The 22,107-nt window shown below is 72.8% G+C and carries 17 protein-coding genes; 9 read left to right on the top strand and 8 right to left on the bottom strand.

Annotation, left to right across the window (positions count from 1 at the left end; all coding sequences use genetic code 11):
- Positions 1-103: 103 nt before the first annotated feature.
- On the bottom strand, positions 104-895 hold the full coding sequence (locus QSK21_RS03920) for an SDR family NAD(P)-dependent oxidoreductase (protein ID WP_285693780.1): 792 nt from the start codon (positions 893-895) through the stop codon (positions 104-106).
- Positions 892-2,328, bottom strand: coding sequence for a DHA2 family efflux MFS transporter permease subunit (locus QSK21_RS03925; RefSeq protein WP_285693781.1), 1,437 nt, complete (start codon positions 2,326-2,328; stop codon positions 892-894). Before QSK21_RS03925 ends, QSK21_RS03920 begins: the two co-directional genes overlap by 4 nt.
- A 79-nt stretch (positions 2,329-2,407) precedes the next feature.
- Between QSK21_RS03925 and QSK21_RS03930 the strand changes: the two genes are divergently transcribed.
- A complete protein-coding gene (locus QSK21_RS03930; protein WP_285693782.1) occupies positions 2,408-3,031 on the top strand; it encodes a TetR/AcrR family transcriptional regulator in 624 nt (207 codons plus the stop codon).
- A gap of 608 nt (positions 3,032-3,639) precedes the next feature.
- Positions 3,640-4,794 (top strand): coiled-coil domain-containing protein, encoded by a 1,155-nt coding sequence (locus tag QSK21_RS03935; RefSeq protein ID WP_285693783.1) that lies wholly within the window; start codon positions 3,640-3,642, stop codon positions 4,792-4,794.
- Positions 4,795-5,305: 511 nt separating this feature from the next.
- Here QSK21_RS03935 and QSK21_RS03940 read toward each other — a convergent pair.
- Positions 5,306-6,682, bottom strand: a complete 1,377-nt coding sequence (locus QSK21_RS03940; RefSeq protein ID WP_285693784.1) for an MFS transporter — start codon at positions 6,680-6,682, stop codon at positions 5,306-5,308.
- A gap of 64 nt (positions 6,683-6,746) precedes the next feature.
- On the opposite strand from QSK21_RS03940, the gene QSK21_RS03945 reads away from it, so the two are divergent.
- Complete coding sequence (locus tag QSK21_RS03945) at positions 6,747-7,667, top strand: LysR family transcriptional regulator (RefSeq protein ID WP_285693785.1); 921 nt, start codon at positions 6,747-6,749, stop codon at positions 7,665-7,667.
- 323 nt (positions 7,668-7,990) lie between these two features.
- Positions 7,991-10,372, top strand: a complete 2,382-nt coding sequence (locus QSK21_RS03950; RefSeq protein ID WP_285693786.1) for an ATP-binding cassette domain-containing protein — start codon at positions 7,991-7,993, stop codon at positions 10,370-10,372.
- A 20-nt stretch (positions 10,373-10,392) separates the two neighbouring features.
- On the opposite strand, the gene QSK21_RS03955 is transcribed toward QSK21_RS03950, so the two are convergent.
- Positions 10,393-11,343, bottom strand: a complete 951-nt coding sequence (locus tag QSK21_RS03955) for a helix-turn-helix transcriptional regulator (protein ID WP_285693901.1) — start codon at positions 11,341-11,343, stop codon at positions 10,393-10,395.
- 102 nt (positions 11,344-11,445) lie between these two features.
- On the opposite strand from QSK21_RS03955, the gene QSK21_RS03960 reads away from it, so the two are divergent.
- A complete protein-coding gene (locus tag QSK21_RS03960) occupies positions 11,446-12,801 on the top strand; it encodes an FAD-binding oxidoreductase (RefSeq protein WP_285693787.1) in 1,356 nt (451 codons plus the stop codon).
- 16 nt (positions 12,802-12,817) lie between these two features.
- On the opposite strand, the gene QSK21_RS03965 is transcribed toward QSK21_RS03960, so the two are convergent.
- The 3 genes from QSK21_RS03965 to QSK21_RS03975 are packed head-to-tail and all read right to left on the bottom strand — an operon-like array spanning position 12,818 to position 16,993.
- Positions 12,818-15,145 carry an ATP-binding cassette domain-containing protein gene (locus QSK21_RS03965; RefSeq protein WP_285693788.1) on the bottom strand — a complete coding sequence of 776 codons (2,328 nt, stop codon included), beginning with the start codon at positions 15,143-15,145 and terminating at the stop codon, positions 12,818-12,820.
- Between the two features lie 28 nt (positions 15,146-15,173).
- Positions 15,174-16,025: an ABC transporter permease gene (locus QSK21_RS03970; RefSeq protein WP_285693789.1), complete on the bottom strand. Its 852-nt coding sequence runs from the start codon at positions 16,023-16,025 to the stop codon at positions 15,174-15,176.
- Positions 16,022-16,993 carry an ABC transporter ATP-binding protein gene (locus QSK21_RS03975; RefSeq protein ID WP_285693790.1) on the bottom strand — a complete coding sequence of 324 codons (972 nt, stop codon included), beginning with the start codon at positions 16,991-16,993 and terminating at the stop codon, positions 16,022-16,024. The genes QSK21_RS03970 and QSK21_RS03975 overlap by 4 nt, the downstream gene beginning before the upstream one ends.
- A 119-nt stretch (positions 16,994-17,112) precedes the next feature.
- Here QSK21_RS03975 and QSK21_RS03980 point away from each other — a divergent pair, with 119 nt between their 5' ends.
- The 4 genes from QSK21_RS03980 to QSK21_RS03995 all read left to right on the top strand — a co-directional run bounded on the left by QSK21_RS03980 (position 17,113) and on the right by QSK21_RS03995 (position 21,107).
- A complete protein-coding gene (locus tag QSK21_RS03980) occupies positions 17,113-17,847 on the top strand; it encodes a MerR family transcriptional regulator (RefSeq protein WP_285693791.1) in 735 nt (244 codons plus the stop codon).
- Positions 17,848-17,916: 69 nt separating this feature from the next.
- Positions 17,917-18,918: an NAD(P)/FAD-dependent oxidoreductase gene (locus QSK21_RS03985; protein WP_285693792.1), complete on the top strand. Its 1,002-nt coding sequence runs from the start codon at positions 17,917-17,919 to the stop codon at positions 18,916-18,918.
- The gene (locus QSK21_RS03990) at positions 18,915-19,598 is read left to right on the top strand and encodes a class I SAM-dependent methyltransferase (protein WP_285693793.1); all 684 of its coding nucleotides are present in this window, start codon (positions 18,915-18,917) and stop codon (positions 19,596-19,598) included. The genes QSK21_RS03985 and QSK21_RS03990 overlap by 4 nt, the downstream gene beginning before the upstream one ends.
- A 105-nt stretch (positions 19,599-19,703) precedes the next feature.
- Complete coding sequence (locus QSK21_RS03995; RefSeq protein WP_285693794.1) at positions 19,704-21,107, top strand: alpha/beta hydrolase domain-containing protein; 1,404 nt, start codon at positions 19,704-19,706, stop codon at positions 21,105-21,107.
- Positions 21,108-21,233: 126 nt separating this feature from the next.
- Here the strand turns inward: QSK21_RS03995 and QSK21_RS04000 are convergent, their stop codons facing one another.
- A complete protein-coding gene (locus tag QSK21_RS04000) occupies positions 21,234-22,010 on the bottom strand; it encodes a TetR/AcrR family transcriptional regulator (RefSeq protein WP_285693795.1) in 777 nt (258 codons plus the stop codon).
- Between the last annotated feature and the right edge of the window lie 97 nt (positions 22,011-22,107).

Consider the following 22,107-nt stretch of genomic DNA (forward strand, 5'->3'; position numbering starts at 1 on the left):
CGCCCAACCTTACGTCCGCGCGCCAGTGCGGTCGCCGCGACCACGGACGTGCACGATCTGGTCGTCGGGTCGGAAGGCGGCGGTCCATGTGCCGGTCATGGGTTCATTGCTCCTGGGCGCGCAGCAGGCGGCGGGTGAGGTCGTCAAGGCGGGCGGCGTCGCCGGGGGCGAACGACGGGTTGTCCAGGCTTATCCGGTCGGTCAGGAGGAAGGCGCTGAGCGGTTCGGCGGGTGGGGCGTCGATGCGGGCGGTGATCGGTTTGATGCCGTCCTCGACGGGGGTGCCGTGCCTCTTGAGCGCCGCGACGTGGGCCGCGGTGGCCGCGTCGTACTCGCCGGCGAAGCTGGTCGAGACGGGACCGGGGTTGATCAGTACGTAGCGGGTGGGGCCGGCGGCGTGCTGGGCGGCGAAGGCGACGCCCAGCAGGTTGTTGGCACGGCCTGCCTGCATCTGGGCGGCGACGCCGTCGTAGCCGCGTTCGAGCATGAGGTCGTTCCAGTGGATGCGGCCGACGGGGGCGCCGGGCACGGGCCCGGACACGTTGACGATGACCCGCGGGCGATCCAGGCCGTGGCTGAGCAGGAACCGGCTGAGGTATTCCAGCGCGAAGGTGCCTTCCAAGCCTTCGGCTGTGACGAACCGGGTGGAGCGGAAATACCGGGCGCACAGCACCAGCGCGTGCACGGCGGGGTAGCGGTCGTTGATCTCCTCGATGACGCGCCGGTTCTCGGCGACCAGGCTCAGGTCGGCCCGGATGAAGTGGGCTTCGGGAAGGGTGGCGGCCTTGGCGGGGTCACGGCCGACGATGACGACGGTGGCGCCGCGGTCGAGGTAGCCGCGGGCCAGGGCGCGGCCCATCCCGTCGGTGCCTCCGGTGATCACGATCGTGGTCATGACGATGCCTTTCCGGACAGGGCGGGTTCTTCGCGGGCGGCCGGGGCTACGGGGCGGCCGGGCAGCAGCGGGATGGCGGCCAGCACGATGGTCAGCATCGCGACGACAAGCCAGAACACGCCGTGGAAGCCGGAGGTCGGGTCGCCGGAGGTCTGCAGGATGAGGGTGACCAGGGCGATGCCGAGGGCCGCGCCGAGCTGGTTGAGGACGTAGAGCACCGAGCTGCCCTGCGCCACCATGGGGGCGGGCAGTGTGCGGTACAGCGAGCCCATGGTGGGCGCGCTGAAGCAGCCCATTCCCAGACCGATGGTCAGGGCCGCAAGGACCGGCACCGCCTCGGGGGTGTCGGCTCCGACGAAGGTGAAGGCCAACGCGCTCAGCAAGGCCGACATCGCGCCGCCGCAGGCCAGGCCGCGTGTGCCGACTCGGTCCGACAGCCGTCCGGCCAGCGGCATGGCGATGGCGCCGCCGAGGCCGGCGGGGGCCATCAGGAGCCCGGCGGCGAGCACGCCGTGTCCGTGGGCTTGCTGGTAGTACAGCGGGAGCACGAACAGGGTGGCGAAGTTGGCCAGACCGCCCAGGCCCATGATGGTGACGCTGGCGGTGAAGCCGCGGCTGGCGAACAGCCGCAGATCGATCAGGGGCGGGACGCGCCGGGGGCGGCGGGCATGGACGCAATAGGCGATCAGCAGCACGACGCCCGCGGCCAGCGGGGACAACGCCTGCCAGGCGGTGAACGCGGCGTGCTCGGCCGCCTGCGACAGGGCCAGGACCAGCGCGGCGGAACCGGGGCCGAGCAGGGCCAGGCCGAGGACGTCGAGGCGCTGCCGGTGCGTTCGCGGGTCGGCCGGGGGATCGCCCGGGATCATGCGCAGCGCGAGCACATACGCGAGGGCACCCAGGGGCACGCTGAGCAGGAACATCCAGCGCCATGACATGGCGTTCAAGACGGCGCCGCCGGCCATCGGGCCGAGGACGGGGCCAAGGGACAGTACGACACCCATCAGGCCCATGACGCGTCCGGCGCGTCGGGGACCGGCCGCGCGGGCCAGCAGGATCAGCACGAGCGGGTCGAGGATCCCGGCGCCGACGCCCTGGAGGCTGCGGAAGGCGATGAGGCTTCCGACGTTCCAGGCCAACCCTGCGGCGAGCGCGCCCCCTGTGAACACCGTCAGGCCGATCAGCCACAGCCGTTTGCCGCCGTACCGGTCAACGGCCCAGGTGGTGAACGGGATGGTGGTGGTGACGGCGAGGAGGAACCCGGTGGAGGCCCACCCGACGGTGCTCAGGGAAGTGTGGAAGGCGGCGGCCAGCGTGTCGGTGGCGACCGCGGCCATCGAGCTGTTGAGGATGCCCAGCAACCCGCCGAGCAGCACCACGCCGATCGTCGCCAGCAGCCGGGGGTCAAGGCGGTCATCTGGAGTTGAACCCATGGGTTCAAATTATTGGCCTTCTAAGACCGTCCGCAAGACGCCGGTTCACCGAACTGGACCCGCCAGTACAATCGAGTCCGTGACCATCACGCGCGGGCAGGCCGATCGGCGGAGGGCGATCCTGGAGGGCGCGTTCACCGTGTTCGCTCGCCGCGGCTACGCCCAGGCGTGTGTCAAGGAGGTCGCCGCCGAGGCCGGGGTGGCCAAGCCCACCGTCTACAACCACCTCAACGACAAGGCGACGCTGTTTCGGCAGGCCGTGCAGGCCGCGGCCCAAACCGTGCTGGACGAGCGGCTCGCCGCGCTCGAACCGCTCAAAGAACCCGGCGACCTGCACGCCACCCTGGACGACGTCGGCCACCGACTGCTGGAACTGCACGCCGACGACCGCTCATGCGCGCTGCGGCGGCTGCTCTACGCGGAGATCACCCAGTTCCCCGACCTCATCGACATCGTCCTTGAGTACGGCCCGCACCGTCTCACCCAGGCTCTCGCCGACCGGCTGGCGCGCCTCACCCTTGCCGGCCGCCTGAGCGCCAACGACCCCGACCGGGCGGCCGAACAGTTCATCGCCCTGCTCACCGGGCCCCTGGAGGCACGCTCCCGGATGGGCACCCGCCAGATCGACGACGCCGAGTTGCGCGAGATCGCCCGCAGCGCCGTCCGCACCTTCCTGGCGACCTTCGGCACCGCCGACGGCTAGACACCGCCGATCAGACCCTTCGCCACGCAGATCGGGCATAGCCACTCACCTGACGACGTCCTCAACGCCGACCGGCTGACCCGGAACCCGAGCCGGGGGACGATCGCGGCACCAGCAAGCCCGGACCCGGCCAAAGCCGAACACACGGCCGAGCGGTCAGGCCCACAGCAGACCCGCCCACCCGGCCGGCGGTCCGGGCGGACCGAAGCCACATGATCAACCACGCTCTCCGTCTTCTGGCCATCCCCCCGACCGCACGCGAAGCCTTCCTCGAACGCGTCCTCACACCCGTCGCCAGCCCGCCCTGAGCTGGCGACGACGACCCCGGACTCGCGGAAGCGCCGATCCAGCGGACGGAAACCCGCCAAGTACCCCTGTGGCCGGCAGCCCTGCTCTCACAGCGCCCTGGGAGTGGAGCGGGATGTCGTACCGGACCACCGGGTGAGGGCGAGCGGAAGGTGACGGCCGGGCCGGGTCCGCAGGCTCGACCGGGCATCGCGCCGCAGCCAGCGTATAACCACGATTATGCGCTAGCCCTCATTCCCTTCCCAAGAAATCTGATCACCGGATTACATTCCTTGAAACAAGAATCATGAGAGCATGAGGTCATGATCGACGCGGTGGAAGGCGCACAGGAGTCCAGCGGAGGGCGGCGGGTGCCGCCCGGGGCGGATCCGGCGGCACCGTGGGGACGGTGTAAGTACTGCGACACGCCGCTACCACGGCCGCCCAAGACGCGTGGCCGGCGGCCGGAGTACTGCCCGCCCGAGCTGGACGACCAGCAGCGGGTGATCAAGGACTGCCAAGCCGAGGCGCATGCCGCCAACCGCAGCCCGGCCGCCGCCGCGGTGGCCGAGCCGCTGGCCGCGCTGCGCTCGGTGCTGACCGGGATGGCCGCCGCCGCCCGCGACCGCGCCGCCCGCGAGAGCGAGGCGGCCGACCGCCTTCAGGAGATCATCGACACGGTCGTCGAGCGCAACGGCGTGCTGGAACGGCAGGCCGCCGAGGCGACGGCGCGGGCACGGGAGGCCGAGGCGGCGCGGCGCACCGCCGAGCAGGGCGAGGACGCCGCCCGTGCCGCCGCCGACGCCGCCGACCGGGCACGTGCCCAGGCCGAAGAACGAGCCCTGGCCGCCGAGGAGATCGCCCGCGCCGCCCAGGCCGCCGCCGACGCCGCACGCCAGACCGCCCGCGCCGAGGCCGAGGCCCGCCAGGCCGCCGAGTCCGCCGCGCAGACCGCCACCGCTGCAGCGCAGCACACCCAGGAACAACTGGACCGGACCGACCAACGGCTGCGCGCCTGCGAACAGGACCTCCAACGCACCCGGCAGGACCTGGCCCAAGCCCGGGACGCGCACGCGGCCACCCGCTCCCAACTCGACCAGCAGACCGGCGAGGCCGCCGCCCTACGCGCGCGCCTGGACGACCTGGCGGCACAACTGACCGGCGCCCGGGACGAGATGACCACCCTGCGCGCGGCACTGACCGAAGCCGAGCACACCGCCCGTGCCGCCACCGAACGTGCCGAGCAGGCCGAAGCACAGGCCAAGCGTGACCGCGACGCCGCCGCCGCAATCCGCCGGGAACGCGACGCCGCCCGCGAAGCCCACCTCACCGAGACCGCCACGCTGAACGCCCGGCTCTCCGCACTCACCGCCGAACGCGACGCCGCCCGCGAGTCCGCCGCGGCCCACCTGGAACGCGCCGTCCGAGCCGAAACCCTCGCCACCGCGACCAACAGTGATCAGCCCACGCAAACCTGAAGCCGCCGTGCGCCGCCACGCCCGATCGTGATGGACGGTCGCGGCGGCCCATCAGGCACGGCCCGGCCCCGGCTCCGGTTCGGGGAAGGCGGTCGACGTGCGGCAGGGGGAGTGCGCCAGCCCGGCCGATGGCTGTGCGCGGGCCGAGCAGGCTCAGCAGGCTCCCCAGGACGCCCTAAAGGGCGATCACAAGCGCGGTGGCGGCCTTGGTGGTCACCGTCCAGGCGGTCAGCGTGCGGCGTCGGCACGACGCTCCGGCTATGGAAGGTGCGCTGAGCGACTCCAACCACCGCACGTGAAGATGGCCACGCCTGCCTCCTGGTCCCGGTCCATCGGCCGACCGGGTCACCCGCTGGCCAGGATTTCGCCGTCGAGGCCGAACGCCACTCCGTAGGCCGTTTTGAAAGTCTCGTCTTCCTCGAGTGTGGCGGTCGCACGTCCGGTGGCCACGTCCCAGAGCCTGATGTCGTCACCCCAGTCGCTGGCGCCGGTGGGCGCCGTGCCGGGGGGATCAGGGGTGGCGGGGCGTGGCGAGCGCGAACCACGTCCCGGCCGCCGTGCACACAAGCGCTGCCAGCAGCAGTGCGGTCGCCGGGCCGGTCACCGCGCCCAGGCTGACGACGGCGCCCATGGAGGCGACTCCGAGGGTGGCGCCGGCCTGGCGGACGGCGTTGAGCAGACCTGCGCCCGCGCCCGCGGCCCCGGCCGGTGCGGCGCTGATGAGCGCCGAGACCAGGGCGGGCAGCACGAACGACACGCCCAGACCGCAGGCGAGCAGCCCGCAGGCCAGCCAGGCGTATCCGGCGCGCGCCCAGATCATCGCGCCGAGCGCGGCTCCGCCGGCGGCCAGCAGTGCCATCCCGGTCAGGATGGGGGGCCTTGAGCCGAACCGGGCGGTGAGGCGACCGACCAGCGGCGGGTTGAGGACGAACGGCAGGGTCAGCGGCAGGAACGCCAGTCCGGTGGCGGCGGCGCCCAGGTGGCGGTCGGTCCGCAGCAGCAGCGGCAGCACGAACAGGCTGCCGTTGAGGGCGAAGTTCACCGCGGCGCCGGCCGCGAGCGCGGCCCGTACACCACGGGTGCGCAGCAGCGCGGGCTCCAGGACGGGAGCCGCGCTTCGCCGCTCCAAGGCCACGAACACCGAGGCCATCAGCGCCATGATCGCGGCGGAGGCGGCGGTGTGCGTCCAGGCCCGTGTGCCGGCCGCGACCAGGGTGTCGGTCAGCAGGGCCAGCGTCGCGCAGGCGGCCAGTTGCGCGGCCCAGTCGATCCGGCGATCACCGCGCGGGCATGTCACCGCCGCCCCCGCGGTCAACGCCAGGACCAGCACCGCGATCGGCACGTTGATCAGGAAGACGGCGCGCCACCCGGCCGCGTCGACCAGCGCGCCACCGGCGAGAGGGCCGACCGCGACCGCCGCGCCGCCGATGGCGGCCCAGGCCGCCACGGCACGGCTGCGCTCGGCCGGCCTCGGGTAGAGCCGCGCGATCATCGCCATCGACGCCGGGACGCAGGCCGCCCCGGCCGCGCCGAGCATCGCCCTCAGCGCGATGAGCAGTCCCAGCGTCGGGGCCAGCGCCGACAACGACCCGGCTCCGAAGACCAGCACGCCGACGCGGAAGACGCGGTGCGCGCCGTACCGGTCGGCGACCGCCCCGGCCGACAGCAGCAGCGCGCCGAACACCACCGTGTAGCCCGTGGTCGCCCACTGCAACCCGGCGGTGGAGGCGTGCAGCGAGAGCGCCAGGTCCGGCTCGGCCACCGAGAGCACGGTCATGTCCAGCAGCACCATGAAGTAGCCCAGCGCGATCCCCACCAGCGCCGGCGTCCGGCGGCCGGACGGCGCCAGGGCATGCTCCCGCGAGGGCGACGATTGTGCGAGTGTCATGCGCCCCACTTTCGGCGAGGCGGTTCCAGCCGCTCCACCGGCGGTTCCGCATGAACCATTCGGAATGTCCGAATGCCTCGGCCGGTTGGCACCGTACGTGGAACTACACCAGTTGCGGATCTTCGAGGCGGTCGTCGGCCATCGGACGGTGACCGACGCCGCCGTCGCGCTGGAGATGGCGCCTTCCAGCGTCTCGGCGCAGATCCGCGCCCTGGAGAGGTCACTGGGCGTGCCGCTGTTCGAGCGGACGGCCAAGGGCATGCGCCTGACCGACCAGGGCGAACGGCTGCGCGGCTGGTCGCGCCGCCTGCTGGACCAGGCCGAGCAGGCGCGCCGCGAGATCACCGGCCAGGCACAGCGGTTGCGGCTGGGCGCGCTGGAGACCCTCGCCGCCGTCCACGTCCCGCAGGTCCTGGCCCGGCTCTCCGGACGCCGGCCCGGCATCGAGGTCCAGGTGCTGCCCACCACGCGGCGCGACGACCTGCTCGCCGACGTGGCCGCCGGACGGCTGGAGGCCGCGCTGCTGCTGGACACCGGCGACGCCCTGGGCGAGCTGGGCTTCCCGGCCCCGCCCGAGCCGCTGACCTTCGCCGACATCGACACCGTCCCGCTCGCACTGGTCGCCGCCCCCGGCCACCGGCTGTGTGAGCGCCCGCACCTGTCTCCCGACGACCTGTCCGGTGAACGGCTGCTGGTCAACGGCCCCGGCTGCTCGTTCCATCTCGCGGCCGACAAGATCTTCGGCCCGGATGTGACGAGGGTCCCGGCCGGCGGTGTCCAGGTGATGCGGGCCTGGGCCGAGCAGGGTTTGGGGATCGCGCTGCTACCGCAGTTCGCGGTCTCGTCCGCGCTGCGCACCGCCGCCCTGGCCAAGCTCGACCTGGACGTGCCCGCGCTGAGTCTGCGGCTGGTCTGGCACGCCGACCGCGAAACCCTGCCAGGGCTCCGCGACCTCCTCTACGCCACCGCTGCGACGCCCGCGTGACGGCTCCCGGGAGCCACAGCGCCGACAGAAGGTGGCCGCCCTTTCACGTCTGGCGTTCCGGCCTGTCGAGGAGGGGGTTCGGATCGGTCAGGAATCGAGAAGCGGGGGTCGTGGAGGCGTGGCTAGCGTGACGGTCATGGCCGGCCGGACGGGGTGGCGGCATCGGTGACAACTCCGGCTACCCTGACGGGCAGCCCACGGGCGGCCGGACGAACCCGGCCGTCACCAGGGACGTTGGGCCGGATGCCGTTCCGCGCCACGGGCGGGGCGGAGGCTGGTCTGAGGCCGGTTCTGCGTGAACAGCGTGACTGGATGGAGAGATGATGAGCAGGGACACCGGAGCGGAGGAGTTGCCGGCGGCGCCGCACGCCGCCGACAGCCACGACTGGATCCGCGTGCACGGCGCCCGTGAGAACAACCTCAAGGACGTCAGCGTCGAGATCCCCAAGCGCCGGCTGACGGTGTTCACGGGCGTGTCGGGCTCGGGCAAGAGCTCCCTGGTCTTCGACACGATCGCGGCGGAGTCGCAGCGGCTGATCAACGAGACCTACAGCGCGTTCGTGCAGGGGTTCATGCCGACGCTGGCGCGGCCCGAGGTGGACGTGCTGGAGGGGCTGACCACCGCGATCATCGTGGACCAGGAGCGGATGGGGTCCGACCCGCGCTCCACGGTCGGCACCGCCACCGACGCCAACGCGATGCTGCGCATCTTGTTCAGCCGCCTGGGTGAGCCGCATATCGGCCCGCCGAGCGCGTACTCCTTCAACGTCCCCTCGGTACGGGCCAGCGGCGCGATCACCGTGGAGCGCGGGGCCAGCAAGACCGTGCGGGCGACCTTCAACCGTACCGGCGGGATGTGCCCGCGCTGCGAGGGCAGGGGCACGGTCACCGACTTCGACCTGACCCGGCTTTACGACGACTCCAAGTCGCTGGCCGAGGGCGCGCTGACCATTCCCGGGTACGGGGAGAAGGGCTGGAACGTCCGGCTGATCACCGAGTCGGGGTTCTTCGACCCCAAGAAGCCGATCCGCGACTACACCGAGGCCGAGCTGCACGACTTCCTCTACAAGGAGCCGACCAAGGTGAAGGTGGCGGGTGCCAACCTCACCTACGAGGGGCTGATCCCGCGGTTGCGCAAGTCGTTCCTGTCCAAGGACCGGGAGGCGATGCAGGCGCACATCCGGGCGTTCGTGGACAAGGCGGTGACCTTCACCGCCTGCCCCGACTGCGGCGGCACCCGGCTCAGCGAGGGCGCCCGCTCGTCGAAGATCAAGGGGATCAGCATCGCCGACGCGTGCGCGATGCAGATCAGCGACCTGGCCGAGTGGGTGCGGGGCCTGGACGAGCCGTCGGTCGCGCCGCTGCTGGCGGCGCTTCAGCACAGCCTGGACTCGTTCGTGGAGATCGGCCTGGGCTACCTGTCGCTGGAGCGGCCGTCGGGGACGCTGTCGGGCGGTGAGGCGCAGCGCGTCAAGATGGTCCGCCAGCTCGGCTCCTCGCTCACCGACGTCACCTACGTGTTCGACGAGCCGACCATCGGCCTGCATCCGCACGACATCCAGCGGATGAACGAGCTGCTGTTGCGGCTGCGGGACAAGGGCAACACGGTGCTGGTCGTGGAGCACAAGCCGGAGACGATCGCGATCGCCGACCATGTCGTCGACCTCGGCCCCGGCGCCGGCACGGCCGGTGGCTCGGTGTGCTTCGAGGGCACCCTGGAGGGCCTGCGGGCCAGCGGCACCCTGACCGGCCGCCATCTGGACGACCGGGCCTCCCTCAAGGAGACGGTGCGCACCCCCACCGGCGCGCTGCAGATCCGCGGCGCGAACACGCACAACCTCCAGGACGTGGACGTGGACATCCCGCTGGGGACGCTGGTCGTGGTCACCGGTGTGGCGGGCTCGGGGAAGAGCTCGCTGATGGCGTCGCTCCCGCCGGACGCGGGCGTGGTGTCGATCGACCAGGGCGCGATCCGGGGGTCCAGGCGCAGCAACCCGGCCACCTACACCGGGCTGCTGGAGCCGATCCGCAAGGCGTTCGCCAAGGCCAACGGGGTGAAGCCGGCGCTGTTCAGCGCCAACTCCGAGGGGGCCTGCCCCAACTGCAACGGCGCCGGGGTGATCTACACCGACCTGGCGATGATGGCGGGGGTCGCCTCCACCTGCGAGGAGTGCGAGGGCAGGCGGTTCCAGGCGTCGGTGCTGGAGTACCACCTGGGCGGGCGTGACATCAGCGAGGTGCTGGCGATGTCGGTGGCCGAGGCGGAGGAGTTCTTCGGCTCCGGCGAGGCCCGTACCCCGGCGGCGCACACCATCCTGAAGAGGCTCGACGATGTGGGGCTGGGCTATCTGAGCCTCGGGCAGCCGCTGACCACGCTGTCGGGCGGTGAGCGGCAGCGCCTGAAGCTGGCCACCCACATGGGCGCCAAGGGCGGGGTCTACGTCCTGGACGAGCCGACCACGGGCCTGCACCTGGCCGACATCCGGCAGTTGCTGGGGCTGCTCGACAAGCTCGTCGACTCCGGCAAGTCGGTGATCGTCATCGAGCACCACCAGGCGGTGATGGCGCACGCCGACTGGATCATCGATCTGGGTCCGGGGGCCGGTCACGACGGCGGGCGGATCGTCTTCGAGGGCACCCCGGCCGATCTGGTGGCGGCCCGTTCCACCCTGACCGGCCGGCATCTGGCCGAGTACGTCGCCTGACATCGCGGCGGGACGGGTTCTCACCGGGCCAGCCGGCGGGCGAGGCCGCGCAGCCGCTCGGTGATCTCCGCGGGGGCGTCGAGGGCGCAGGGGACGTCCAGGGCGGCGATCGCGGCGATGTACTGGGTGACCAGTTCCGCGGAGTCCGCGCTGATCCGGACGGCGCACTCGTCGGGGCCGATGTCCTGGACGTCCCCGGGCAGGTGCGCGAACAGGCGGCCGCGCAGGTCGTCGGCGGTCAGCCCGACGGTCATCCGCGCCGTGTACCGGTAGGACGCCTCGGCGAACGACCTGCGGAGGAACGTGGCGGGGTCCGGTGCGGGCAGGTCGCGGGGGGCGAAGCCGCGGCCGCTCGGCACCGGGCGTTCGATCCGGTCCACGCGGAAGGTGCGCCAGCCGGCGCGGTCGGGGTCATAGGCGACCAGGTACCAGTGTCCTTGCAGGCTGACCAGGTGGTGCGGCTCGACGCGGCGCGGGCTCGTGGCGCCCGCCCGGTCGTGGTAGTCGAAGGACAGGAGGCGCTGGTCGCGTCCGGCCGAGGCCAGCACGGCGAGCACGGCCGGGTCGATGCGGGGCGCGCCCCGGTAGGGGACGGACGCGGTGAGGTCTCCCAGCGCCGCGAGCCGGGGCCGCAGCCGTGCCGGCAGGACGCGTTCCAGCTTGGCCAGGGCGCGCCTGGAGCTGTCCTCGATGCCGCTGACGCTGCCGCCGGCCGCGGTGACCAGCCCGGCGGCGACGGCGATCGCCTCCTCGTCGTCCAGCAGCAGCGGCGGCAGGTCGCGGCCGGAGGTCAGCCGGTAGCCGCCGGTGGTGCCGGTGGTGCTCTCCACCGGGTAGTCCAGCGCGCGCAGCCGGTCGATGTCGCGGCGCACCGTCCGCACGGTGACGCCGAGGCGTTCGGCCAGCTCGGCGCCTCGCCAGTCGCGCCTGCTCTGGAGGAGGGACAGCAGGCGCAGCAGCCGTCCCGGCATGTCCTTGCGCGTCGAGGTCCCGGTCGATATCTCGGTCACGAATCCCACAGTGCCCTTCCTTGAGGACAAGCTACGTCCTCAACGGCACCTAGCGTGGGCGGCATGAGCGTGAAGCACGAACTCGCCGGCCGTACGGAGGGACCCGTGTACGTGCCGGGCGATGACGGATACGACGAGGAACGGACCGGCTTCCAACTGCTGGGCCCGCACCGCCCCGAGGTGATCGTCGGGGCGGCCGGCGTGGCGGACGTGCGCGCCGCCGTCGAGTACGCGGCCGCGCGCCGCGTGCCCCTCGCGGTGCAGGCCGGCGGGCACGGTGTCGGCGTCCCCACACGGGGCGTGCTGGTCGGCACCCGCCGCATGAACCGGGTCAGCGTCGACCCCGGCGCGCGGACGGCGTGGGTCGAGGCCGGGGCGACCTGGGCGGAGGTGGTCGCGGTGACCGCGCCGCACGGGCTCGCGCCGCTGTCGGGCAGCTTTCCCGGCGTGGGCGCGGTCCCCTACACGCTGGGCGGCGGCAGCGGGCTGCTGGCCCGGCTGTACGGGTTCGCCGCCGACCATGTCCGCCGCTTCGAGGTGGTGACCATGGACGGGCGCCTGCGCCGGGCCGACGAGACCTCCGAGCCCGAGCTGTTCTGGGCGTTGCGCGGCGGTGGCGGCGACTTCGGCGTGGTCACCGGCATGGAGATCGACCTGATGCCGGTCGAGGGCCTGTTCGGCGGCAGCCTGTTCTTCGACGTCGCGCGGGTCCCCGGCGTCCTGGACGCCTGGCGGCGGTGGACGCGCACCGTCCCGGAGGAGGTGACGTCGGCGGTCAGCGTGCTCGTGTACCCGGACGCGCCGCCGTTCCCCGAGGCGATGCGGGGACGGCAGGTCGCGCAACTCCAGATCGCCTTCGCCGGCCCGGAAGGGAAGGGGCGGTCGCTGGTGGAGCCGCTCCAGGCCGTGGGGCCGGTGCTGCGTGACACCCTGCGGGAACTGCCGTACACCGAGTCCGGCGAGGTCTTCCAGGAGCCCGCGCAGCCGCACCCCTACCGTTCGCGGTGCCTGCTGCTGAGCGACGTGGACGGGCGGGCGCTGGCCGCGCTCACCAAGACGACCGGCCCGGACGCGGCGGTGCCGACCGTCGTCGGGCTGCGGCACCTCGGCGGCGCCCTGGCCCGCCCGCCGCGCGTCCCCAACGCCGTCGACCACCGGGACGCCGCGTACTCGGTGATGGTGCTGTCCGTGCCGCAACCCGGGCAGGAGAAGACGGTGAAGGCGCTCCACCGGGAGGCGCTCGCGCCGTTCGCCTCCCGCACTGTCGCCCCCTGGCTCACCTTCACCTACGGACCGTTGGGCGTGGACGAGGTCCGCGCGGCCTTCGAGCCCGCCACCTACCGGCGTCTCGCCCAGGTCAAGGCCCGGTACGACCCGCACGGCCTCGTCCACGGCAACCACCCGATCGCCGCGGCCTGACCGGGCGGCCGGCCGTTCAGGCGACGTAGTCGGCCAGATGCCGCCCGGTCAGGGTGGAACGGGACGCCACCAGGTCGGCCGGGGTGCCCTCGAAGACGACCCTGCCGCCCTCGTGCCCGGCGCCGGGACCCAGGTCGATGATCCAGTCGGCGTGCGCCATCACGGCCTGGTGGTGCTCGATGACGATCACGGTGTTGCCGTCGTCCACCAGCCGGTCGAGCAGGGCGAGCAGGTGGTCGACGTCGGCCAGGTGCAGGCCGGTGGTGGGTTCGTCCAGGACGTAGGTGGTGCCGTTCTTGGCCATGTGGATGGCGAGCTTGAGGCGTTGCCGCTCGCCGCCCGACAGGGTGGTGAGCGGCTGCCCCAGGCCGAGGTAGCCGAGGCCGACCGCTTCCAGGCGGTCCAGGACGGCGCCGGCCTGGCCGCGGGGGAAGAACCCGCGGGCCTCGGCCACCGTCATGTCCAGGACCTCGCTGATGTTCTTGCCGTTCAGCGTGTAGGCGAGCACGTCGGGGGTGAAGCGCTTGCCCTCGCACGCCTCGCACACCGAGGCGACCCCGGCCATCATCGCCAGGTCGGTGTAGATGAGGCCGATCCCCTTGCAGTGCGGGCAGGCGCCCTCGGAGTTGGCGCTGAACAGGCTCGGTTTGACGCCGTTGGCCTTGGCGAAGGCGGCGCGGATGGGGTCGAGCAGGCCGGTGTAGGTGGCGGGGTTGCTGCGCCGGGAGCCGCGGATCGCCGACTGGTCGGCGATGATGACGCCGTCCCGCTGGGGCAGGGATCCGTGGATGAGGGAGCTCTTGCCCGACCCGGCGACGCCGGTGACGACGGTGAGGACGCCCAGGGGGATGTCGACGCTGACGTTGCGCAGGTTGTTGAGCGTGGCGTTCTCGATGCGCAGATGCCCGGTGGGTTTGCGCGGCTCGTCGCGGAGGCGGGCGCGGTGGTCGAAGTAGCGGCCGGTGAGGGTGCCGGAGGAGCGCAGCCCGTCCAGGTCGCCCTCGTAGCACAGCCGCCCGCCGTGCTTGCCCGCGCCGGGTCCGAGCTCGACGACATGGTCGGCGATCGCGATGACCTCCGGCTTGTGCTCGACGACCAGGACGGTGTTGCCCTTGTCGCGCAGGCGCAGCAGCAGGTCGTTCATCCGCTGGATGTCGTGCGGGTGCAGCCCGACGGTCGGCTCGTCGAAGACGTAGGTGACGTCGGTGAGGCCGGACCCCAGGTGCCGCACCATCCGGACGCGCTGCGCCTCGCCGCCCGACAGCGTGGCCGACTCGCGGTTCAGGCTCAGATAGCCCAGGCCGATCTCGACCATCGAGTCCAGGGTCTCGCGCAGCGTCTCCAGCATCGGGCCCACCGAGCGGTCCTGGATGCCGCGGACGAACTCGGCCAGATCGCTGATCTGCATGGACGTGCAGTCGGTGATGGTGCGGCCGGCGACCCGGCAGGACCGCGCGGCCTCGTTGAGCCGGGTGCCGCCGCAGGACGGGCACTCGACCAGCCTGACCGCACGGTCGGCGAACGCGCGCAGGTGCGGGCGCATCGACTCGCGGTCCTTGGACAGGTACAGCCGCCGGACCTTCACCACCAGGCCCTCGTAGGTGAAGCTGTTACGGCCCACCTTGACCTTCTCCGAGGACCGGTGGAGGAAGCGGTCCCATTCGTCGGGGGTGAAGTCCTTCAGCTTCTTGTCGGGGTCGAACAGGCCGGTGTCGCCGAACAGCTGCCAGTAGAAGGTGCCGACGCCGAAGCCCGGCACCAGGATCGCGCCCTCGTTCAGCGACCGTTCCCGGTCGACCAGCTCGCCGACGTCGATGTCGGAGACCTTGCCCAGCCCCTCGCACTCGGGGCACATGCCTTCGGCCTCGTTGAAGCTGAACGCCGTGGCCGGCCCGACGTAGGGGACGCCGATCCGGCTGAACATGATCCGCAGCATGGTGTAGGCGTCGGTGGCGGTGCCGACGGTGGAGCGGGCGTTGGCGCCCATCCGCTCCTGGTCCACGATGATCGCCGTGGTCAGGTTGCGCAGCGCGTCCACGTCGGGGCGTGGCTGGGTGGGCATGAAGCCCTGCACGAACGCGCTGTAGGTCTCGTTGATCAGCCGCCGGGACTCGGCCGCGATCGTGTCGAAGACCAGCGAGGACTTGCCCGACCCCGAGATCCCGGTGAAGACGGTGAGCCGGCGCTTGGGGATGTCCAGGGAGACGCCCGTGAGGTTGTTCTCGCGGGCGCCGCGGACCTGGATCAGATCATGGTGGTCGGCGGGATGGCCGGCGGGGTGATCGGAGGCGGGGCGCGTGCCCGCCTCCCGTTCGGGTGCCGCCTGGGCGGGTGTGAAGACCATGGGTGCCCTTCCGTTCGGTGGACGAAGCCTACACCGTACGCTGTACGGCTTTTTGGCGGCGCGCGGCCACGCTCGACCCGGACTCGCGCCGCGCCATCCGCCGCAGCACCGCCGGCGCCAGCGCCAGCCCGAGAACGGCCCACGTCCCCAGGACGCCGGCCGTCTCCAGGTGCCGCCAGGAGTCGCCGATCTCGGCGGCGGCCATCGCGTCGGGCAGCAGCGCCGAGCGCAACCCCAGACCGAGCCAGTAGAGGGGGAAGACCTGCGCGATCCACTGCACCGGCTCGGGCAGCGCGGTGACGGGATAGAACACGCCCGAGATCGTCAGCAGCGCCATCATCGGCAGCATGGCCACGCCCACCCCCTGGGCGTTGTCGAACAGCGAGCCGAGGATCGCGCCCACGGGAAGGGCCGCGAGCAGGCCGAGTGCCAGCACCCAGGCCAGCGTGATCCACGACGAGGCGCGACCCGTCTCCAGGCCGTCGAACAGCCAGGCCGCCGCGGCCAGCGGGACGAGCACGCCCGCCACCGTCAGCGCGGACCGGCTGGCCACCTTCCCCACCAGGTAGCCGGTCGTCCCGTTCGGGGTGGCCCTGGCGCGCAGCAGCGTCCCGTCCTCGCGGTCCATGGCCAGCGACAGGCCCACCGCCATCAGCCCGTTGAGCATCACGTTCATCCCCAGGACGCCGGGGATCGCGTGGGAGCCCAGGGAGAAGCCCGTGCCGGGGACGTGGGATCCGCGCAGGAGGAACATCACGACCATCGCGAGGGCCGGGAAGAACATGACGCCCCACACGTCCTGCGGGCTGGTCATGCTCTGCCGGAACTCGATCCATCCGCGCCGCGCGCCCGCGCGTACCGCGACCGCCTCGGGGTTCACGCGGCCACCTCCCCGGCCCGCGGCGCACCGGGAACGACGGGCGCGCCGGACCGTCCCGACTCGGCTTCGCGGACCATCGCCATGTAGACCTCCTCCAGGCTTGTGCGGCGCACCTCGAGGTCGGCGACGTCCTCGCCGTGCTCGCCGAACAGGCGCCGCACGAACGCGGTGGCGTCCTCCACCGACCGGACGTGCCGCCGGCCGTGCAGGGTGTAGCGGACCTCGGTTTCGCGGGCGACGCGCCGGCCGAGCTCCTCGGGGGTGCCGTCGGCCACGATCCGCCCGTCCACCAGGATCAGCACCCGGCCCGCCAGCCGCTCGGCCTCGTCCAGGTCGTGGGTGGCCAGCAGGATCGTGGTGTCGCCCGCCTCGGCCAGCCGCCGCACCAGGGCGTGGAAGTCCTGCCTGGCGCGCGGGTCGAAGCCGGTGGTGGGCTCGTCCAGGAACAGCAGGTCGGGCCGTCCCACCAGGCCCACGGCCACGTCCAGGCGGCGCCGCTGCCCGCCCGACAGCTTGGCGATGAGGCTGTTCGCCTGTCCTTCCAGGCCCACGAGCGACAGCAGCTCGTCCACGTCGTGCGGCCTGGGACGGCCGGGCGTCCCGTAGGGGGCGTAGTAGGAACCGAGGTGGCCGAGCAGCTCGCGGACCCGCCACCTGCCGTGGTCGCGCCAGGATTGCAGCACGATGCCCAGCCGGGCCCGCCATGCCTCGCCGCCGTGCTCGGGGTCGGTGCCCAGGACGCGCACCTCGCCGGCCGAGCGCCGCCGGAAGCCTTCCAGGATCTCGATGGTGGTCGACTTGCCCGCGCCGTTCGGCCCGAGCAGCGCCACCACCTCACCGCGCCCGATCCGCAGGTCGAGTCCGCGCAGCACGTCGGCCTGGCCGTACCGCATCCGCAGGCCGCGTGCCTCGACGGCGGGTTGGGCGGGCGCCGTCGGTGGTACGCCTTCGATGCCGGGGGATTCCATGCCTTCAAGTGTCTCATTGAAGTTCCTGTTGGGACTTTTCCGCGCTCCCGGCCCGACGATCCAGGGCTTTCCGGCCGCTAACCTTCAACCGACGGGAGAAACCCTGGGAGGAGGCGGCGATGGGCGGGAAGGGGGAGGGCGGGGCCGAGGGAAGGCTGCGCCCGGTCGATCTGGCGCGCGCGGGCGGGATCTCGACCCAGCAGGTCCGCAACTACGCCGACGCGGGCGTGCTGCCCCCGGCGCCGCGCACGCCGTCCGGGTACCGGGTCTTCACCGCCGAGCACCGCCGCGCCCTGCTCACCTACCAGGCCCTGGCCAGGGGCTACGGGGCGGCGACCGCCCGATCGATCATGGAGGCGGTGCACGCGGGCGACGTGCCGCGTGCGCTCATGCTGGTGGACGCCGCGCACGCGCGGATCCACGAGCAGCGCGCCTCGCTGCGGGAGGTGGGGGAGGCGCTGGAGGCCGTGGCGCGCCAGGCCCCCGGGCATTCCGAGCTGCCGCGCTCGCGGATGCGCATCGGCGAGGTCGCGGCCTACGTCGGTGTCCGTACCTCGGCGTTGCGGGTGTGGGAGGCGGCGGGGCTGCTGGCGCCCGAGCGCGAGAAGGGCACGGGATACCGCCGGTACGGCCCGGCCGAGGTCCGCGACGCCCGCATGATCGGCATGCTGCGGGAGGGCCGCTACCCGCTGCACCAGATCCGGGTGATCCTGGACGGCCTGCGCCGTACGGGGAGCGGCGAGGCGCTGCGCGCGGCGATCGCCGAGCGGCAGGAGGCGCTGATCCGGCGGTCGACCGCGATGCTGGAGGGCTCCGGGCGCCTGCACGACTACCTGGCGGCCCGTTCCGGCTGAGTTGCCGGAACGGCAACGGATTTTGCCACCTTCGCCGGGCATCGCCGAGTATCGCGGTGGAGGTGCTCAATGACCGACAACAACGAGACCTACGACTATGACGTGGTGGTCGTCGGCGGCGGCGCGGCGGGCCTGAGCGGCGCGCTGGTGCTGTCGCGGGCACGCCGCACGGTGCTGGTGGTCGACGCGGGCGAGCCGCGCAACGCCCCGGCCGCGCACGCGCACAACTATCTGGGACGCGAGGGGGTTCCGCCGCTGGAGCTGCTGGCCGACGGGCGCGCGGAGGTCGCCGGCTACGGCGGCGAGGTCGTGACCGGGACGGTCGCCTCCGCCCGCCGCCTGGACGGTCCCGCCGGGGGTTTCCAGGTGGAGCTCGCCGACGGGACGACCTACCGGGCGCGGCGGCTGCTGGTGACCACCGGCCTGGCGGACGAGCTGCCGGACGTGCCGGGCCTGGCCGAACGCTGGGGACGCGACGTGCTGCACTGCCCGTACTGCCACGGCTGGGAGGTGCGCGACCAGCCGATCGGCGTGCTGGCAACGGGTCCGTTGGCGGTGCATCAGGCGCTGATGTGGCGGCAGCTCAGCCAGGATGTGGCCCTGTTCCTGCACACCGCGCCCGAGCCCACCGGCGAGGAGTACGAGCAGCTCGCGGCCCGCGGCATCACCGTGGTCGACGGCGAGGTGGAGGGCCTGCGAATCGAGGACGACCGGCTCACCGGGGTGCGCCTGAAGGGCGGCGCCGTGATCGAGCGCCGTGCGCTGGTGGCGGCGGGGCGCATGGTGGCCCGTTCGGGCGTGCTGGACGCGCTGGGCTTGGAGACGAGCGAGCTCATGATGGGCGGGCATTCGGTGGGGACTCACGTACCGTCCGAACCCGGCGGTGCCACCTCGGTCCCGGGAGTGTTCGTGGCCGGCAACGTGACGGACCCGATGGCGACGCTGATCGGATCCGCCGACGCGGGCGTGCGGGCGGCCGCGGCGATCAACGCCGATCTGATCGGCGAGGACACCCGCCGTGCCGTCGAGGCCCGCCGCGCCCGCGAGGAGACGGGGAAGGGCGCCCGATGACCGGGGGCCGGGCGGAGCGCACGCCCGAGCGGTTCTGGGACGAGTTCTACGGCAGGAGCGAGCGGGTGTGGAGCGGCAGGCCCAATCCGACCCTGGTGCGCGAGGCCGCGCACCTTGAGCCGGGGACGGCCCTGGACGTGGGCTGCGGGGAGGGCGCCGACGCGATCTGGCTGGCCGGGCGCGGATGGCGGGTCACCGGCGTGGACATCTCGGCCGTGGCGCTGCGGCGGGCGGCCGGGCACGCCGCTGAGGCCGGGGTCGGCGACCGGGTCGCATGGCGGCGGCACGATCTGTCCCGCTCGTTCCCGCCCGGGTCGTTCGACCTGGTCACCGTCCATTTCCTGCACTCGCCCGCCGACCTGCCGGTGGGGAGGGTCCTGCGTTCGGCGGCCGCGGCCGTGGCGCCCGGCGGCACGCTGCTGGTCGCCGGGCACGCGGCGTTCATCGCCTGGGACAGTGGGCAGGACGGCGAACAGGACGGCGGTCGGGACGGCGATGGAGGCCACCACCACGAGGTGAGCTTCCCGACGCCCGAGGAGATGCTGAGGTCCTTCGAGCTGGAGGAGGGCCGCTGGCGGGTGGAGGTGAACGAGACGGTGCATCACGAGACGACCACGCCGGACGGGCGGCACGGCACCCGCGCCGACCATGTCCTCAGGCTCCGCCGTCTCGCGGCGTGACCGTGTGAGAACGGTGATTTCGCCGTTGTCCCGTCCCGGGACCGGGTAGATCATCGCGGTTGCGCCGGCGGGTGCCGGTGCGGCATCGCGAGGGAGTGACACGCCATGATCTCGTCCCGAACGTCCCGGATCCTGCTCTGCGGCGCCCTCGCCGTGGGCGTCGCCGCGGCCCCGCCCGCGGCGGCCACCACGCCGGGCGCCCCGGGGCCGGGGCCGGGGCCGGCGCCCGGGAGGGTCGGCACGCCCGTCGTGCAGGGGCCGATCCCCGGCACCGTCCCCGGCGACCCCAAGGCATCCGACGTCCGGGACACCTACCCGTGGATGTCGACCAACGTGGACCTGGCCTCCGCCGGTTACGTGGAGCAGGAGTTCTACGTCTCCGGGAAGGCCGACGGCTACAGCGTCACAGGGGAGCGGGTCGCCTCCGGCGTCCCCTACAAGACGCGCGTCATCGTCCGCAGGCCCGCGCACCCGGCCAGGTTCAACGGCACGGTGCTGGCCGAATGGCAGAACGTGACCGCGGGCTATGACCTGGACGCCCTGTGGAGCGCCGAGCAGATCATCCGCGGCGGCTACGCCTGGGTGGGGGTGTCCGCGCAGCGGGTCGGGGTGGACCAGCTACGCGGCTGGAGTCCCGCCCGCTACGGCGGCCTGGACGTCACCGGCGGTGGCCGGTTCACCGCCGACGAGCTGTCCTATGACGTGTACGCGCAGGTCGCCAAGGCGCTGCGCGCCGAGAAGGGCGTCAGGCCGCTGGGCGGGTTGAAGGCCAGGACGGTTCTGGCGGTGGGGGCCTCGCAGTCCGCGGGGCGGATGACGGTGTACTACGACAACATCCTGCCCAGGACCGAGGCGGTCTTCGACGGGTTCGCCACCATCGTGGGCAGCGCGCCGTCCCGCAAGGGCGCCGAGCCGGTGTTCCAGGTGCTGTCGGAGACCGATGTGCGCAGCCCCGCGCGGCGCGGCGACGACGAGAGGTTCCGCCGCTGGGAGGTCGCCGGCACGGCCCACTCCGGCTGGAACGGCCAGGAGTACCGCAGGCCCATCCTGCGGCGCGACCTGGGCGAGGCGCCGTCCTACGACTGCGAGCAGCCGCCGTGGAGCCGCGTCCCGCTGCACCACGTGGTCGCCGCGTCCTACGCACACCTGACCCGGTGGATCGAGCGCGGCATCAGGCCCCCGTCGGCTCCGCCGCTGGAGCTGAACGCCGACGGCACCAAGCCGCGTGACGAGCTGGGGCTCGCTCTGGGCGGTATCCGGCTGTCCCAGGTGGAGGTGCCGACCGCCCTGAACACCGGTGACAACTCCGGTGAGACGTTCTGCCGGCTGTTCGGCACGCACGTCCCGTTCGGGCGGGCGCAGCTCGACCGGCTGTACCCCTCGCACGGCCGGTATGTCGCGGCCGTCGCCAAGGCCGACAGGCGCAACGTCCGCGCCGGTTACCTGCTGCCCGGAGACGCCCTGCAGAACCTGCGGGACGCGGCCGCCTCGGACGTCGGCAGGTCCTGAGCGTCCCGGCCACGCCGCCGTCCACCGGCGCCACTCGGCCGCGGCCTGTCCGGCCTGGTCGACTCGGCGCCGGAACCGGCCATCCTGATCGGGCGGGCCGGCGGCCGGACCGGTGACGGGCCGGGCCTAGTCCGGGACGTCGGGCAGGGCGGCCTCGATGCAGTCCAGCACGCGTTCCAGGCCGTAGCGGAACGCCGCGTCGAAGCCCATGTGGGGCTGGCGGGCGTCCTTGACGATGCGGGTGAACATGGGGTGCTCCCCGCTCTCGACGAGCCGGCGGACGTAGGGGCTGGTGCGGAACATCCACTTCTCCCTGCTCATGCCGCTGCGCCGCTGCTCGTCCCGCCAGCCCAGCTCCTGGCGGACGCTGTTGTCCACGTAGCCGTTCACCAGGCCGACCAGGACGAGGATGTCGTCGATCGGGATCCCCACGTCCAGCGCGCCCGCCGAGAACTCCACCGTCCGCAGCGCGTTGGGGCCGAAGGAGGGGTGGGCGCGGTCGGCCTCGGAGAACCAGGGGTGGCGCAGCCGCATGGCGCGGTTGCGCTCGGCGAGCAGGGTGAGGTCGGCGCGCCAGTCGCCCGAGGGCCGCTCCGGCAGGTCCAGCTCGCCGAGCACGTGGTCGATCATGAGCTCGATCAGGTCGTCGCGGCTGGGCACGTACCGGTACAGCGACATAGCGCCTGTGCCGATCTCGGCGGCGATCCGGCGCATGGACGCGGCGTCCAGGCCCTCGGCGTCGGCGATGCGCACCGCGGCCTGGGTGATCTGCCCCCGGCTGTAGGCCGGGCGCGGCCCCCTGGCGGGCCTCTCGGGCAGCATCCAGATGCTCACGTGCTCGTCCGCGCCGCCGTCCCGATCCGCGGTCTCGTGGCTGTTCTCGGGGCCGCTCTCGTCGCTCACTCCCGTCACCTCCTCACCGCATCCTAGTTGCGTACATCGTACCCAGTTGCTTAGGCTGTCGGCACTGACCGCGTACAACGTACTCAGTTGGAGGGGT

The sequence above is a fragment of the Actinomadura sp. NBRC 104412 genome (assembly GCF_030269515.1).
GTDB lineage: Bacteria > Actinomycetota > Actinomycetes > Streptosporangiales > Streptosporangiaceae > Spirillospora.

What these genes read in the sequence shown, in the direction of transcription:
- QSK21_RS03920 (WP_285693780.1), bottom strand. Translation starts at nt 895, where the DNA reads ATGACCACGATCGTGATCACCGGAGGCACCGACGGGATGGGCCGCGCC.
- QSK21_RS03925 (WP_285693781.1), bottom strand. Translation starts at nt 2,328, where the DNA reads ATGGGTTCAACTCCAGATGACCGCCTTGACCCCCGGCTGCTGGCGACG.
- QSK21_RS03935 (WP_285693783.1), top strand. Translation starts at nt 3,640, where the DNA reads ATGATCGACGCGGTGGAAGGCGCACAGGAGTCCAGCGGAGGGCGGCGG.
- QSK21_RS03940 (WP_285693784.1), bottom strand. Translation starts at nt 6,682, where the DNA reads ATGACACTCGCACAATCGTCGCCCTCGCGGGAGCATGCCCTGGCGCCG.
- QSK21_RS03945 (WP_285693785.1), top strand. Translation starts at nt 6,747, where the DNA reads ATGTCCGAATGCCTCGGCCGGTTGGCACCGTACGTGGAACTACACCAG.
- QSK21_RS03950 (WP_285693786.1), top strand. Translation starts at nt 7,991, where the DNA reads ATGAGCAGGGACACCGGAGCGGAGGAGTTGCCGGCGGCGCCGCACGCC.
- QSK21_RS03955 (WP_285693901.1), bottom strand. Translation starts at nt 11,343, where the DNA reads ATGCCGGGACGGCTGCTGCGCCTGCTGTCCCTCCTCCAGAGCAGGCGC.
- QSK21_RS03960 (WP_285693787.1), top strand. Translation starts at nt 11,446, where the DNA reads ATGAGCGTGAAGCACGAACTCGCCGGCCGTACGGAGGGACCCGTGTAC.
- QSK21_RS03965 (WP_285693788.1), bottom strand. Translation starts at nt 15,145, where the DNA reads ATGGTCTTCACACCCGCCCAGGCGGCACCCGAACGGGAGGCGGGCACG.
- QSK21_RS03975 (WP_285693790.1), bottom strand. Translation starts at nt 16,993, where the DNA reads ATGGAATCCCCCGGCATCGAAGGCGTACCACCGACGGCGCCCGCCCAA.
- QSK21_RS03980 (WP_285693791.1), top strand. Translation starts at nt 17,113, where the DNA reads ATGGGCGGGAAGGGGGAGGGCGGGGCCGAGGGAAGGCTGCGCCCGGTC.
- QSK21_RS03985 (WP_285693792.1), top strand. Translation starts at nt 17,917, where the DNA reads ATGACCGACAACAACGAGACCTACGACTATGACGTGGTGGTCGTCGGC.
- QSK21_RS03990 (WP_285693793.1), top strand. Translation starts at nt 18,915, where the DNA reads ATGACCGGGGGCCGGGCGGAGCGCACGCCCGAGCGGTTCTGGGACGAG.
- QSK21_RS03995 (WP_285693794.1), top strand. Translation starts at nt 19,704, where the DNA reads ATGATCTCGTCCCGAACGTCCCGGATCCTGCTCTGCGGCGCCCTCGCC.